Here is a 14,276-nt window from a genome sequence, read left to right as displayed (position 1 = left end):
GTCCAGGATCGTTCAGAGGCCGCGAACCGCGACTGTTTCGTTTTCCTTCAGGCGCCACCACCCGCCGGACACAACCAGTTCGTCTCCGGAGAGCCCCTCAAGCACGACGATTTCGTCGTCGTTCGGCAGCCCCAGGCGGATCGTCTTACGGGACACCCGGCCGGTCCCCTCGTCATACAGCCAGATGGACGGCTCGCTCCGGCTCGTCGTGTCGATCGCCGAGACCGGGACGACTACCAACCGCGATTGCGCACCCTCCGCGGCGGCGGCTACGCGCACATTCGCCGTCATTCCGGGCAGCAATCTCGGGTCGATGGCGCCCTCGATTGCAAACTCGACGTCATAGGTTTGGGCTGTGGGGTCTGCATCGGTCACGAATTTCCGCAGATACAGAGTTGCGTCATATCCCGGCACGGCGGGGAAAGAGGCGGTTACCCTGAATGCATCGGGCTGGGCCCGTGCCATCGCGGCGAGTTCCTCGGGCAGCGAAATCCGCACCCGCATTTCACTGATGTCCTGCAACCTGGCAATCGGAGCCGCAGGGGTGACGTTCGAAAACTCCTCCAGAAAGATGCGCGCGACAATGGCGTCGAAGGGCGCGGTGATCGTGGCTTGAGCCAAGCGTCGCTCCGCTTCACGCAGGGCGACTTCTGCCTGAGCAAGCTGCGCGCGGTTCGTTTCAAGTCGGGCGTCGGTCGCCACCCCCCTCTCGGTCAGACTCAACGCACGATCGTATTCGGATTTTGCGAGGTCGAAAGAGGCCTGCGCCCGATCCACGGCCAATTCGAAATCGACTGGGTCGAGCGCGGCAATTAAATCGCCTTTCTCGACCCGAGTCCCAGCATCTACCGCGAGGTCGGAAAGCTGACCCGAAACCTGAAAGGCAATATCCACGGTCCGGGCGGGCTCCACGCGGCCTGCCAGGCTGCGCGCCCTATCGCTATCGCGAAGCTCGGCACGCGATACTTCGACCGTGACCGGTTGGGCCATGTCTTGCTCGGCGCTCCCTTGCGCATCGGCACCGGAAACCTCATCCGTAGTCTGCGCGAAGACCTTGGATGCGATGTCCGGGTTGAATTGCACGAGAAGGACAATGGCGAGAAGAAGGGCGACCAATCCAGCGGCACCTCCTCGGAAGTATCTGGTTCTATTCAAGCTCATTTATCATGTCCTTCAATCTGTCGATGGCGGCGTCTTGCTGATCGTCGTCACCATCCGCGAGGCGAAGAAGCCTCTGGAAACGAAGACCCTGGATCGCCAAAAAAAGAACCATCGCCGCAGTGTCGTCCTGCGCGTCCGAACGGATGCGCTCGACATCACGGGACAGCTCTCTTCTCAGCGGGTCCAGAAGATTCGGATCCGACGCCGAAACCGCGAGAATAGCCATCGAAAGGTCATCATCGGTGCTTACGGCTTGCAGAACTGTCTCGAGATGACCGCGCAGGGTGCGGGAACTGTGCCCTTCCGGGACCGACGCCAGACGTTCGCGGTGCTCCGCGAGCATTTCGTCGAGCAGCCCGGCCAGAAGCGCTTTCTTGGTGGGGAAGTTGTACAACACCCCACCCTTGCTGAGGCCGGATTCCCGAGCGACGGCGTCGATCGTGATCTTTCCCGCGCCTTCTCGCAGCGCAATCGCCCGCGCAGCGCCGAGAATCTTCGGCGAGGCGTTCTTCGGTTGCTTTTCCACTTGTGCAGTCACCCTGTACCGTCCGGTCGGTTAAGTCATTGGGCGAGCTAATGCGCTGCCCCGTATTTGGCAAGCGAGCTCAATCTGAAAATTTGTCTCTGTGGCCGCTACCGTAAAGTCGCAGGAATGCAGCGACCGCTTCGCGCGCATGTTGCTCGCGGTGGACAGCTCGTTTCACTGCGAGAAGGCGCGGCATAAGTAGCCCCGAAACGCAAAGGTGTATGAAGTGATCGGACGCGCGCCGGACGTCATCGACATCGAGCGCGCCTTCGCGCGTAAGGCGCTCCAGAATCCGACCGACGAGTTCGCGGGCAGGTTTCGGGCCTGCGCGAAAATAAACCTCACCCACTTCGGGCAGTGCCTCGGAGGCGCCAACGCACGTTCGCAGGAGACGGATGTAGGTGTCGTCCAAGGTGAGGTCGACCATGCGAAGGGCGAGTTCTTCCAACTGGGCGCGCGGCTCCAAAGACGCGATCAAGGGCCGGAGGATTTCGTCCGCAAGCCGACCGCATTCGGATTCAACCACGCTCAGGAACAGTTGCTCCTTGGTCGGGTAATACGAATACATGGTTGCCTTCGACACTTTTCCTTCAGCGGCAATTGCATCGACCGTGGCTCCTTCGTAACCGCATCGGAAGAAAACCTCGCGCGCACCAATCATGACGTCGGCCATTTTTCTCACGGGCATCTCGTTCTCTCTATCCCAGGCAGGACTAGGCGGTTACAAGCTTTACTGTACCGTCTAGTGAGTATAGTAGATAGAAGTTGATTTAGCAGCAAAGCGTAAAGCTGTGCGGATCTACCCCACCAAGCGCCGCTTGGCGGCTTTTTCTAGCGCCGTTTTCAATTCGTCATGAGCTTCGGGTCTGATTCTGCCTGAGTTGTTCTCGGGCGCGGGATTATCCCGCGAACAGGAGGGGTACCGTCATTCTGCCGCGCTTGCGGTCCCGACAAAGGCACCCTCGGCCTCCCAGCGGCGTGCGATCGAGCCAAGCTTGTCCAGCACGCCGCGCAGTTCCGCGCCGCGCTCAGTCAGCCCGTAGGTGACAGCGGGTGGGATGGTCATGGCCTGCTCGCGCCATACAACGCCAGCATGTTCCAGCATTCTCAGCCTCTCGGTCAGGACCCGGGTGGAAATGCCGGGCACCAAACGCTTGAGCGCGCCGAAACGCTGCGGTCCCTGCTCGGACAGAACCCAGAGTATATAGATCGTCCAAGGGCCTGTGATGACACGCAGAAGCGCCTCCATCGGGCATGAGGGGGGCTGGACGCTCTTCATCGTGGATTATCCTCGCGGTTAAAGTAATCTAGTTACTTTTAAGTGCCTACTTTCACGAACGATGCAAGACACCTAAAGGTACTTAGAGCGGAAACTGCGGCTGAACAAGCCCTTGCAAACAGGGAGTGCGGTGATGAGTGACAACGTGGCAAAGTATGTCTACTGGATCGCGACCGGCCTTGTGGCGCTGGTCTATCTGGGTGCGGCGACTTTCTACATCTCATCCCACGATATGGTCGCGGGCATGTATCGCGAGGTGTTGAGCTATCCCACATACATCATCTGGCCGCTCGCGATTTTGAAGATTGTCGGCGCGGTGGTGATTCTCTGGCGCCCTTCGGCGATGCTGGCGGACTGGGCTTACGCGGCGATGTTCTGGCATCTGGTGTTGGCGTTCGGGGCGCATGTGGGCGCGGGCGATCCAGGCTGGCCACCGGCTCTTGCGACCTGGGTGCTCCTGATCGCCTCGTGGATGACAGCCAATCGCGTGCGTGCGGTAAAGTCGGCATATGCGCCGACGTTTCCGACAGAGACGAATTAATCCGATGCGGAGTTGCCACGGCGCTGGCCATCCACCCTCGGGCTTGGGGTTCAAAAGGACGACAGAATGACCGAAAGGCAGCCGACAGTGTTTGTTCCCCATGGAGGCGGCCCTTGCTTCTTCATGGACTGGAACCCGCCTGACACCTGGGACAGGCACCGCAGATTCCTTGAGGCTTTGCCTGCGAGCCTGCCGGCAAAGCCCAAGGCGCTTCTCGTGATCTCAGGCCATTGGGAGGAACGGGTGTTTACCGTGCAGACCAACTCCGCGCCGCCGCTGCTGTTCGACTATCAGGGGTTTCCCCCCCATACTTATCAGCTGACCTGGCCCGCGCTAGGCGATCCTACGCTGGCGGCCCGTGCAAGCGAGCTATTGAATGGCGCGGGTTTTGAAACCCGGGCCGACGCTACGCGTGGCTTCGATCATGGGGTGTTTGTTCCGCTAAAGGTGGCTTTGCCTGAGGCCGACATACCTACCGTCCAACTGAGCCTGCGCGACGATCTCGACGCTGAGGCGCATCTTGCTGCTGGTCGCGCGTTGGCGCCCTTGCGAGACGAAGGTGTTCTGATCATCGGGTCCGGCAACACCTATCACAACATGGGCAAGATGATGCGGGCGATGAGGGGCGGACCCGATGGCCCGGTGAACGGCGGCGACTTCGACCGATGGCTCACGGGTGCGGTGACCCATGAAGACCCCGGGGCGCGCCGCGCCATGCTGGCTGCTTGGGATCGGGCACCCGGCGCACGCGACGCCAATCCGCGCGAGGAACATCTAATTCCATTGCACGTCGTGGCCGGCGCCGCGCTTGCGGATCGGGGGGAAAAGACCCTCGAGGATCACGTATTGGGCGCGGTCGAAAGCGCGTTCAGATTTGGATAGGACCAGATATGTGCTTCGAACTTCCCTTGCGGCAGGGTCCGCGCCCCGAAACCACCGAGTGCGCCCCGCATGAGCAAGTGTCGCAGAACTCCTCGGCCGAGATTCACGCATTGTTCAAGCAGAAGGCCTTCGCCCTGCCCTTCGTCGAGCGTTGCCGATCGGGTATTTCGGTCCCCGGCGCCGAGGCATTAGTCCTGCCGCGGCCGCATGCCTGCGGCCCGCGCGAAGCCTTCATGATCGGACGCGAATTTGCGCATGTGCATCCCGCCTATGACGGTTCGTCGCACATGATGCTGCCGCTGGCGGCGGTTGAGGAACTCATCGCGAAGGGATGGGGCGAACAGCACCCGATGGCCTCGGCCGGATACATCCCGGCCAATGCGATCATGGCCTTTGCTCCACGCGATGAGGCAGAGGTCGATGTGATGATCAAAATCCTGACCACAAGCTGGGGTTTCGCGCGCGGCAAGCTGGCGAATCCCGCCCCCACCCAAATCCACGATTGATCGCAAGCGCGCTTGCAGAAACATCAAGATAAGAGAGATACCATGTCCAACATCCAGAACGGCCCCTTCATCGTGACCGGCGCGTCCGGACAACTTGGCCGGCAGGTGGTCGACCTGCTGGTTCAGGCAGGTGCCGGGCCGGTCATCGCGATCTCGCGCACTCCCGACAAGCTTGCCGATCTGGCGGGAAAAAGAGTCGAGGCGCGCGAGGGCGATTTCAACGACCCGGCTTCTCTTGAAGCAGCCTTCGCGGGCGGCAAGCGTCTCCTCATCATCTCCACCGACGATCTGGAGCCGGGCAAGCGGCTCGCAGCTCATTCCAATGCGATTGCTGCGGCCAAGACGGTAGGTATCGACCACATCGTCTATACCTCCTTCGCAGGCCCAGTCGCGGAAAGTCCAATCGGATTCGCTCAAGACCACGAAGGGACCGAGAAGCTGATCACGGAAAGTGGGGCGGATCATACGATCCTGCGCAACAATATGTACACCGACTTTCTGTTGATGGGCGGCCAGCAGAGCGTCGCCATGGGCACGCATTTCTCCGCCGCAGCAGATGGCAAGACCGGATATGTGACACGCGCGGATTGCGCCCGTGCCGCAGCCGCGGCGCTAATGAAAGCTACGGGAAGGGAGACCCTCGATATCACCGGGCCGGAGACGGTCAGCCAGGCCGAGGTCGCGGCGATCTTGTCCGAAATTGCGGGTAAGGAAATCCCCTATGTCGCCCTGCCCGCCGAGGATCTGGTGCAGGCGATGATCGCAAATGGACTGCCGGAGTTCATGGCGAGGGTCTTTGCCTCCTTCGACGAAGCAATCGCGCAGGGCTATCTCGATGTGGCCAGCGGCGATCTCGAATCGCTCACCGGCAAGCCCGGACAGTCGGTGGCCGATTTCCTGGCCGCTAACCGCGCGGCGCTTCTTCAGGCGCCGCAGGAACAATAATGCTGGAAAATGTCATGAGGCTTTACAACGCGAACTTCTCACCGAATGCGCTGCGTGTACGGGCGGTGGCGCACGAACTGGGCGTGGAACTCGAAATCGTCGAGGTCGACATCCGTGCCGGGGACAACCGCGCGGCGGAATTTCTTGCCCGCAATTCAAATGCAAAGGTGCCTGTTTTGGAGGACGGGAATTTCGTGCTCTGGGAGTCCCGGGCGATCTGTGCCTATCTGGCCGGGATCCGGCCCGAGGCAGGGCTCTATCCTGATGGCCTCAAGACGCGGGCCCTCGTCGATCAGTGGGCCTGGTGGCAAGCCATCCACCTAGGCCCGGCGATGCAGAAGTTGTCCTTTGAGCTGTTCCTCAAAGAGAAATTCGGCATGGGCGATCCTGATCCTACTGTGGTCGAAGCGGAACGGAAAGCCACCGATCAGTTCCTTGCCGTTCTGGAAACCGGACTCGACGATAAGGATTGGATTGCAGGCGCACTCAGCCTTGCCGACTTCTATCTGGCGACCACATTCATGTATCGCGACCAAGCGGGGATTTCGCTGGACGAATTCCCCAGAATCGCGGGCTGGATCGGCCGGCTTGAAGCGCGTGACAGCTGGCAGAAGGCCGTAGCACCGCTTCTTGCGCTCTTCGCCTGACATCGCGCTCGCCGCGATGATTGAACGATCTGCATCACGTCCGGCGATCGGCGCGCTATCAGATTTAGACATGAGCAGGAAGCGTCGCATGACAGAAATTAGCCGCAGACAGCCGCGACAACCAACCTGACAAGAGTTCCTCCGGAAGCAATGCGGCGGTTTTGGGATGTAGATGCTGTGTCTCATCCCGATCTTTAGAGTTTTCGCGCGGAGTGTATTCATCAGGTCCGATAACTCAGCATCCGTCGCGCCAATTGAGCACGTGCCGTTCGTCCAAGACAAAGACTGATCTCACGGCCTCCGCGAGCGGGATGCCGAGCACAGTGTAACCGTGCAGGACAGCTATGCGGGTGTCACTGTTCCCTTAATTCTTGGACGCTGATGTATGTGACCGTTCAGAACCGCGGGGTCATGCTGCCCTGAGCAAGGGTGGTGTAGGACTTATGAAGCTCGCAATGTTGCCCGCAATAGGCTGCTTCGGGGCTTCATATTTCGTTCGTTCACTCAAACCGCTGTCGTTCCCAGGAACAAGAAAAAACCAGACCGCCGGAGCGGTCTGGCCGTTGGCTTAGGCGGCGTCTTTGGGGCCCCAAGGGATGACAGCCTGCAGGGACAGATCGTCCTGGTTTGCGGCCTTGCCGAGGTTGGCGTTGAAGCCGTGGTCGCGGATGGTCAGCGTGTAGTAGTCGGCGCCGGTCTCCTTGTTCTGCTTCTTCCAGATGCCGCCGCACTCGACCAGCTTGCCGCGCGGGGAGCGGCCGAGGACGCGGTGCGTGGGGGCCATCGGGTTCGTGCTCGCGACGGGTTCGACCGTGATGTCGAGGTCGAAGGTCAGGGTCGAGATGGAGCCGACGCCCTTGGCGGTTTCGATGTCGGTGCTGGTGAATTTAATGCAGTTCGTGGTCATTGCTCTTCTCCTTGTTTGCATTGCAATGATGGTCACCTTGCAGCTGGCCAAGGCCCGGCCACACCGAAGGCGAAGCGTAGCGGAGAGGGGCAGGCGCCGGTCTTTTTGGCGCGCGAGGAATGACCCGTAGGGTCAGGGGAAAAAGATCGGCGACAACCTTTGTGGACGGGACGACAGCTGCGACCAGCATGTCATGCAGAGCAACACATCGGGAGAAGTGCGGTGGCCGCGAAGGACACCCAGGTGAACAGCCGATGAAACTGCCGGGGGCGGTGTCCTTTCTGCCCTCTCACCCCGAGCCGCAGCCGGACGGGTTCGCGCTTTGCCGAGCCTTGCCTAACGTGGCGCGACCGCTTGCCCGTGGTAAGTTGGTCGAGTGAGGTGCCATCTGGCTGAGCGATTTCAAGCAGACCGCCGTGGCATCTGCACCGGGCGCGGGTCATCCCGATTTCGGACCAACCCTCTTCGGCATCCCAATAGTTTGCGATTTTTTACATCGCGTCCAACACCGACCCTCTGCCAGCTTTGGCCAGAGCGATCCGGCGGTTGTCGAAACTCCTTTGCGGTCAATGATGGCAGAACAGCATGTCCGGCAAAGCGAGGACTAACACCGGCTGACACGGGAAAAACGAGACTATTGAAGCGACCCGCCCCGCCCCAGCGACCGTTACCGAATGGCCGAGATGAAGCGTTGCCACGACCATGCGACGGCTGGTCGGGCTGGCTCCGGAGGAGACGGCACGGCCAGCGGTACGTCGCAGGGAGAGGCAGCGTTTCAGCTCGGGGAGGGCGGCTGCATGCAGCCGACCGAGTAGGGCGCGGTCCTGACCAAAGGGCAGGATGATTTATGGACAACAAGCACCCACGAATTCCGTTCGCCGATTTGATGAAACTAACCCCGACTCGGAATGTAACAGATACGACCTTTGGCCTTCTTCAGCCATCCGAGTTGTCGTGCGCGTAGCTGCCATATCGCGTAGGACGCCCGTAATGCGGGCCAATGAGCCGAAAGGTCTCGATTGGCGACTCGTGATCGATGGTGTTCTCTGGAAGAGGCTATTCCGCACAGGCATCGGGAAGGATTCCTGCAACCGAGAGCAGTAGGAAGCTGCCATGAACCCGCTCATATTGCCACTGACCTACTCTCACCACGTTAATTAAACCCGCTTATCTTAGCCTACCCACTATTTAAGCGAAGCCCGTATTGCTTAAATAAAAGAGGGGCATCATAGTGAGCTATGACCGATTCAGACCCCAACCAACGCCTTGGCCGCTTTGTCGAAACCCCCGTTGCAGGAGAGACGGTCCGCGCCTTCGTACCACCTCCCCTGCCTCCAGTCCCAACAATCGACGTACTGGGGCTTCTCGACCGACTCAGCCTCGCGGAGCGCGCCTTAGGGCGGCTGGATGGCATCACGATGCTTCTGCCGCGCCAGGAACTGTTCCTCTATATGTATGTCCGCAAGGAGGCCGTACTTTCCTCACAGATCGAAGGAACGCAATCGACGCTGACAGACCTGCTGCGTTTCGAGACCGAAGCACAGGCGGGCCAGCCAATCGATGACAGGGAGTGGACAAAACATGGGGGTCATCTTCGTCGTTGCGGCCCGTGCTAAGGTGAGTTCTTTGCGTGTGGGGCTGCCATGGACGTACGGATTACAATCGAAACTACCTTCGACAACGGGGAGAAGCGCACTCATCAGCTTGACGGCATTTCACGACCCTACCGGGTGACCTGTCCAGACGGGATCGGGTTGCGCCTCGAGGATGGGAAGAGGGTTGTCGAACAGATTCAGCGGGCAATTCTTTGCGATCAGGTTGAGGAAATCATCCGAGAAAGCCGCGTATGCCCGGATTGCGCCTCGGTTCGTGCCATTCATGACTATCGCACGCGCGATCTCGACACGCTCTTTGGGCGGGTTCGGGTCAAAGCCGCGCGCTTGCGCCGCTGTTCGTGTGATGCCAGGTCAGCGGCGATGCCCGGCGGACCTATTTCTCCGCTGGCCTATTTCTTTCCTGACCGGGCTACCCCGGAGCTGCAGCGGCTCCATGCGGAACTCGGGTCCCGGCATTCCTTTCGCGAAGCCGCGCGGCTGATGAAAAGCTTCCTCCCCTGCCATCCGCCCCATCACACCACGGTGCGTGACCGGTTGGGAAGAGTAGCCGCGGGGCTCGAGAAAAGTCGAAGGGCATCAGGCGATCCCGCTGAAGCACTTCCCAAAGGGGGTTTGACGGTTTTTCTGGACGGTGCGCATATCCGCTGTCGACCGGAGTATCAGCAGCGACACCTGGATCTTGTGGTCAGTAAGATTGAAAGTCGCAATATGTGCCGACGATTTGGCTTGGTCGCCAATGCGACGGCATCGCCAGGCAGCCGGATGCGAGAAGAGCTGTCAGACTTTGGATGGAAGCCGGGCCGTCTGTTGACGGTAATCTCTGATGGCGAGCTTGCTCTCCCGAACCTCATACGGAATGCCATGGGTGGCGACGGCCAGGTGAAGCATATCCTCGACTGGTGGCACATCTCGATGCGTATTCGACATGTCGAGGCCGCCGTTCAGGGTCTGGTCCAGATACCGGGATTCACTGGAATTCCGGTGCTGTTCCAGCGCCCCGCGAAAAGCCTTCGCTGGTGGCTGTGGCATGGCAGAGCACGGGTCGCGGAAACTTATCTGAAAGGGCTCATGCACGATTGCACCCGCCTTGCGGAAGAACCTTTGGCTGTCCGCACCGCTGCCGCTCGTGTGCAGGCCCGATGCGGGACACTGTACACCTATCTCGCGAACAACATGGAATCCCTTGTCGACTATGGCCGACGGTACCGTAACGGGCTGCCCATCTCGTCATCTCGTGCCGAAGGATCAGTCGATGACATTGCCAATGCCCGCATGGGAAAGCGCAGAAGGATGCGGTGGTCGCCCAAAGGGGCTCACCGAGTAGCCGTCACAAGGGCCGCAGTTCTCGATGGTCGGCTGACCGTCGCAAACAGAAAACGCGCCGCATGACCCCCATGTTTTGTCCACTCCCTTGGATTTCTCATCTCACAATTAAGGGCTACGCGACACCGGGCAATCGGCCTTTGCCGCCATGGCCGAGATCGTAGAACTTTTGCGCGCCGACCCCGATACCGATTGGGCAAATGCCGATATCACAGCTCTGAGGCGACACCTCGTGGACATGGAACTTGTGACGACGGAGGCCGACGTCATCCACAGTGTGCGGCCCGCCGGTATCCGGTTCGAAATCCAGGGAGCACCGCGCGTCCTCGAGGCTATTCGCGCCATGGTACCTGCCCATGCGCCGTTCCTGGCGGCCGAGACGGGTTGGGAAGTCACAACAGAGGATTTTGGGGACGGTGTCGCCCTCCTCGTCGATGGCGATTCCGACCAGATACAGGGTCTCGGGTGCTTCGGTCTGATGACCATCGGTGCGCATCACCAGGAGCATCACCTCATGATAGCAAAAGGCGCACCACCCCACCACTGAGCCGATGATCGGCCACAGTTTTCCCCGTCGGCTCCCGGGTTGCAGACAAACCGTTACAAAACCCGCGTTGACGTTCCAGCGCGGTAAGGTTGCAAGCTAAATTCGATATGAATGCGACTGACAACGCTGAACGCAGGGATTTCCTGTATTATGCCACCGCTGGCGCGGGCGTGGTCGCCTCGGGTGCGGCGCTCTGGCCGCTGATCAATCAGATGAACCCCTCGGCGGATGTGCGCGCCCTGGCGACAATCTCGGTGGATATCTCCGGGCTCGCGGAAGGTACGCAACTGACCGTCAATTGGCGCGGAAAGCCCGTCTTCATCCGCCACCGGACGCAAGCCGAGATGGCCCAGGCGCGTGAACAGGCGGTCTCTGCGTTGCCAGACACCGATGCGCGCAACCCCAACATTCCCGGTGAGGCCGCAGCGCAGGATGAGAACCGCGCCATTCCGGGCCATGACGCCTATCTGGTGATGATCGGTGTCTGCACGCATTTGGGATGTGTCCCGCTTGGCGATGGCGCGGGCGATTTCGGAGGGTGGTTCTGTCCCTGCCACGGGTCGCATTACGATACCGCCGGACGCATTCGCAAAGGGCCTGCGCCGGAGAACTTGCACATCCCACCCCTGGCCTTGTCCGACAACATGGTGCTGACGCTAGGCTGAATAATATGAACTTTTTGACTTAGTCGCGCCGCGTGAAACCAGACCATATTCAGACGCCTTCCGATCACCATGGATTGCGTTGCACCACATCCGAATTAGTCTTTGCCCGGATATTTCGCGAAGTGGGCCTCTGGCTTCCATCCAAGCGAGGTTGCGATTGACGGGTACGCGACTGATGCCCAAAGCGATCACCGCTCCAAACACGGCCAATGTGAGCCCGCATGCGAAGTTTGGAATGACTGATTTTTCGCTGTTCGGAGAGCAAATGTGCCTAGATGGGCGGAAAAATGAGCAAAGAAGCGCGCTAATCAAAACCAGACCGGACAGGAGGCCAACGACCACTAGATGCTTTGAACCACCATCATGGGCCGTGTCCGAACACCTGCGCCTCCTTATGCGCATTGTCGCTTGCTTCGAACTCAAGCGTGGAATGCTCGATTGAGAAACGTTCATGCAGCACCGATTTGACGTTTTCTTTAATCTTGTCGGCCTCACCCATCCGTTCGCGTTCGACGACAATATGGCAGTCCAATGCCGCAGCGTGCTCCTGCATTTGCCAAAGGTGGACATGATGTACGTCGACCACGCCTTCGACGCCTTGGATCGCTCTGACCACGTCGTTTCCATCCGCATCCGGCGGGCTCCCGAGCATCAGGGTTCGGATTGGGCCGCCTATTTCAGTGAAAGACAGATACAGGATGTAGAGCGCGATGCCGATTGTGATGGCCGGATCAACCCAACGCATGTCGTAAAGGATGATCAGAGACCCACCGATGATGACAGCTAGGGAGGCGAGTGCGTCCGACAAGTTGTGAAGGAATAGCGCCCGAATGTTCACGCTGCCCTTCTGCATCGAATAGGTCAGTATTGCGGTCAGCGTGTCGACCACAAGCGCAATTCCACCAAGAATGACAACGGTCCAACCCATGACTTCGGGCGGATCGATCATGCGCATGCTACCCTCGTAGATCAGATAGAAGCCGATCACGATCAGGGTGGTGTAGTTGATCAGGGCCGCGACGATTTCGACCCGGCCATAGCCGAAGGTCATGCGCTCATCGGCCGGGCGGCGCGCGATCCTGCGTGCGGCGAAGGCAATGACAAGCGAGGCCATATCGGAAAAGTTGTGCAGCGCATCGGCGATCAGTGCCAGACTGCCCGAGAATATGCCCCCGACGATTTGCGCAACGGTTAGAAGCGCGTTCGCCCAGATCGCGATGGCAACCCGCCGATCCCCAGAATTCGGATCGATATGCGCATGCCCGTGGTCATGTGGCATTGGCAGGCTCCTCATGCGCGTGTGTCGCGCGTTGGTCAGTCATCAGGCGACCGTTGCGGAGAGCACGTACGCGCGCATTCATCCAGTGGCGTATGAAATGCCGGTACAAGGCACCGCGCAGCCATCCAAAGGATTGCTCATGGGACAGATAGAAGGTGTCCGGCGTATCAAACACGCCGAAATCCTTCACGATGCCGGTTTTCTGAATGTAGGTATCTTCTCCCTTCCACGCGACGGGAGGCGCGCCAAGGCAATCCGTGCCCGCGCCATAACCGCAGAGACTTTCTGTGTCCGAGAATGACGTTTGCAGGACATCGAGGAAAGCGTCATCCAGGATGAAGCCTTCAAGGTTGATCCAGGCACCTTGATATTCGATCTCCACCCATGAGTGGAGAATTTCTTGCGGAGCAAGCGGATACACCAGCTCAGGTACAACACCGCGCTGCAAGCCTTTGTGGATCGTAAACCCATGCAACCGGCAACGAATGCCAACACCACGCAGCAGCGCCATCAAGAGCGTCCCTTTGGTATTGCACTGCCCATAGCCGTCGGAAAGCACATCCGAGGCGGGGATGTCGTCAGCACGATTGTATCCGAACGCGATTTCATTCCGAACGAAATCATAGGCAGCTCCGATCCGATCGTATTCGGATAAGTCGCGCCAGCCGCGATTTTCAATTAGATTCGCAAGAGGCGCGGCATCAAAATCCAGTAGTCTGGTGGGTGCAAGTAGGGGGTCGGTCATCTGCAACGGAGTCGCTCCTCGAATCGTCTTGGAAAAAGCCTAATTGCTATAGTCACTATAGCTTCAACCCTTTGCTCAAAGATTTTTAGGTTTGCCCCAAATCTCGACTTATGCCCCGATTTCCTCGTGCTCGGTCAGGCATTCCGAATGGTCCCGCAACACCTCAAGCACCTTGCAGTCTCCGGTCCGCCCGCCGCTGCATTCGTGAACCATGCGTTTCAGTTCGGTGCGCAGCGCCTTCAGGCGGGCCATGCGCTGCTCCACCTGTTTGAGCTGGCGACGCGCGATGGCATCAGCCTCGTCGCAGGGGCGGTTGGGATGGTCGCTGAGGTCGAGCAGCTCGCGGATCGCATCGAGCGAGAAACCGAGTTGCCGCGAGTGGCGGATGAAGGACAGTCGGTCGAGCTGTGCATTGTCGTAGCGCCTCTGTCCGCCTTCGGTCCTGCCAGGTTCGGGCATCAGCCCAATCTGTTCGTAGTACCGGATGGTCTGCACTTTTGTGCCAGTCTTCTTTGACAGAGTACCGATCGTAAGCATTTTCGCCTCCATGAAAAAGATACAGTTTGTGTAGGTTTTGCCGTCGGAATAAACAAGTGTCGGATTCACAGACGCGTGAGTTGAAGCTATACCATGATTTCGTGCTTGAACCTCTAGCGGCTAGAGGATGTATCCGCACATGCAATAAGAATCAAAAACAGGCGAACAGG

At 59.3% G+C, this 14,276-nt stretch carries 17 protein-coding genes; 9 read left to right on the top strand and 8 right to left on the bottom strand.

Annotation, left to right across the window (positions count from 1 at the left end):
* Positions 1-12 precede the first annotated feature (12 nt).
* From SM764_RS15835 to SM764_RS15820, 4 genes are all read right to left on the bottom strand, one after another.
* A complete protein-coding gene (locus tag SM764_RS15835) occupies positions 13-1,116 on the bottom strand; it encodes an efflux RND transporter periplasmic adaptor subunit (protein WP_234163371.1) in 1,104 nt (367 codons plus the stop codon).
* 31 nt (positions 1,117-1,147) lie between these two features.
* Positions 1,148-1,699: a TetR/AcrR family transcriptional regulator gene (locus tag SM764_RS15830; RefSeq protein ID WP_234163372.1), complete on the bottom strand. Its 552-nt coding sequence runs from the start codon at positions 1,697-1,699 to the stop codon at positions 1,148-1,150.
* Between the two features lie 67 nt (positions 1,700-1,766).
* On the bottom strand, positions 1,767-2,375 hold the full coding sequence (locus SM764_RS15825) for a TetR/AcrR family transcriptional regulator (RefSeq protein WP_136340169.1): 609 nt from the start codon (positions 2,373-2,375) through the stop codon (positions 1,767-1,769).
* Between the two features lie 237 nt (positions 2,376-2,612).
* Positions 2,613-2,966, bottom strand: a complete 354-nt coding sequence (locus SM764_RS15820; protein ID WP_229737775.1) for a winged helix-turn-helix transcriptional regulator — start codon at positions 2,964-2,966, stop codon at positions 2,613-2,615.
* 133 nt (positions 2,967-3,099) lie between these two features.
* On the opposite strand from SM764_RS15820, the gene SM764_RS15815 reads away from it, so the two are divergent.
* The 5 genes from SM764_RS15815 to SM764_RS15795 all read left to right on the top strand — a co-directional run bounded on the left by SM764_RS15815 (position 3,100) and on the right by SM764_RS15795 (position 6,487).
* Complete coding sequence (locus SM764_RS15815; protein ID WP_043753122.1) at positions 3,100-3,507, top strand: DoxX family protein; 408 nt, start codon at positions 3,100-3,102, stop codon at positions 3,505-3,507.
* A gap of 123 nt (positions 3,508-3,630) precedes the next feature.
* Entirely contained in the window at positions 3,631-4,389 is a 759-nt protein-coding gene (locus SM764_RS15810; protein WP_369002207.1) for a DODA-type extradiol aromatic ring-opening family dioxygenase, read from the top strand.
* An 8-nt stretch (positions 4,390-4,397) separates the two neighbouring features.
* Positions 4,398-4,895, top strand: coding sequence for a luciferase domain-containing protein (locus SM764_RS15805; RefSeq protein WP_036051542.1), 498 nt, complete (start codon positions 4,398-4,400; stop codon positions 4,893-4,895).
* Between the two features lie 42 nt (positions 4,896-4,937).
* Positions 4,938-5,840 carry an SDR family oxidoreductase gene (locus tag SM764_RS15800; protein WP_152467180.1) on the top strand — a complete coding sequence of 301 codons (903 nt, stop codon included), beginning with the start codon at positions 4,938-4,940 and terminating at the stop codon, positions 5,838-5,840.
* Complete coding sequence (locus SM764_RS15795; RefSeq protein ID WP_051372683.1) at positions 5,840-6,487, top strand: glutathione S-transferase family protein; 648 nt, start codon at positions 5,840-5,842, stop codon at positions 6,485-6,487. The genes SM764_RS15800 and SM764_RS15795 overlap by 1 nt, the downstream gene beginning before the upstream one ends.
* A 568-nt stretch (positions 6,488-7,055) precedes the next feature.
* On the opposite strand, the gene SM764_RS15790 is transcribed toward SM764_RS15795, so the two are convergent.
* Entirely contained in the window at positions 7,056-7,394 is a 339-nt protein-coding gene (locus tag SM764_RS15790) for a DUF736 domain-containing protein (protein WP_065331505.1), read from the bottom strand.
* A 1,238-nt stretch (positions 7,395-8,632) separates the two neighbouring features.
* On the opposite strand from SM764_RS15790, the gene SM764_RS15785 reads away from it, so the two are divergent.
* The 4 genes from SM764_RS15785 to petA all read left to right on the top strand — a co-directional run bounded on the left by SM764_RS15785 (position 8,633) and on the right by petA (position 11,545).
* On the top strand, positions 8,633-9,010 hold the full coding sequence (locus tag SM764_RS15785) for a Fic/DOC family N-terminal domain-containing protein (RefSeq protein WP_246032504.1): 378 nt from the start codon (positions 8,633-8,635) through the stop codon (positions 9,008-9,010).
* Between the two features lie 27 nt (positions 9,011-9,037).
* Positions 9,038-10,399 carry an ISKra4 family transposase gene (locus SM764_RS15780; protein ID WP_369002206.1) on the top strand — a complete coding sequence of 454 codons (1,362 nt, stop codon included), beginning with the start codon at positions 9,038-9,040 and terminating at the stop codon, positions 10,397-10,399.
* A gap of 82 nt (positions 10,400-10,481) precedes the next feature.
* Positions 10,482-10,880, top strand: a complete 399-nt coding sequence (locus SM764_RS15775; RefSeq protein WP_274830681.1) for a hypothetical protein — start codon at positions 10,482-10,484, stop codon at positions 10,878-10,880.
* Between the two features lie 107 nt (positions 10,881-10,987).
* On the top strand, positions 10,988-11,545 hold the full coding sequence (gene petA / locus SM764_RS15770) for a ubiquinol-cytochrome c reductase iron-sulfur subunit (protein WP_209259441.1): 558 nt from the start codon (positions 10,988-10,990) through the stop codon (positions 11,543-11,545).
* 361 nt (positions 11,546-11,906) lie between these two features.
* Here the strand turns inward: petA and SM764_RS15765 are convergent, their stop codons facing one another.
* From SM764_RS15765 to SM764_RS15755, 3 genes are all read right to left on the bottom strand, one after another.
* The gene (locus tag SM764_RS15765; protein WP_274830680.1) at positions 11,907-12,824 is read right to left on the bottom strand and encodes a cation diffusion facilitator family transporter; all 918 of its coding nucleotides are present in this window, start codon (positions 12,822-12,824) and stop codon (positions 11,907-11,909) included.
* Positions 12,814-13,569 (bottom strand): transglutaminase-like domain-containing protein, encoded by a 756-nt coding sequence (locus SM764_RS15760; RefSeq protein ID WP_274830690.1) that lies wholly within the window; start codon positions 13,567-13,569, stop codon positions 12,814-12,816. Before SM764_RS15760 ends, SM764_RS15765 begins: the two co-directional genes overlap by 11 nt.
* A gap of 108 nt (positions 13,570-13,677) precedes the next feature.
* Positions 13,678-14,106 carry a MerR family transcriptional regulator gene (locus tag SM764_RS15755; RefSeq protein ID WP_013959865.1) on the bottom strand — a complete coding sequence of 143 codons (429 nt, stop codon included), beginning with the start codon at positions 14,104-14,106 and terminating at the stop codon, positions 13,678-13,680.
* Positions 14,107-14,276 lie beyond the last annotated feature (170 nt).

Origin of the sequence: Pseudophaeobacter sp. 1A16562, assembly GCF_041008785.1 — a bacterium.
Classification (GTDB): Bacteria; Pseudomonadota; Alphaproteobacteria; order Rhodobacterales; family Rhodobacteraceae; genus Phycobacter; species Phycobacter gallaeciensis_A.
Note: the sequence above shows the minus strand (reverse complement) of the source record. Positions and strands in the feature narration are given on the sequence as shown.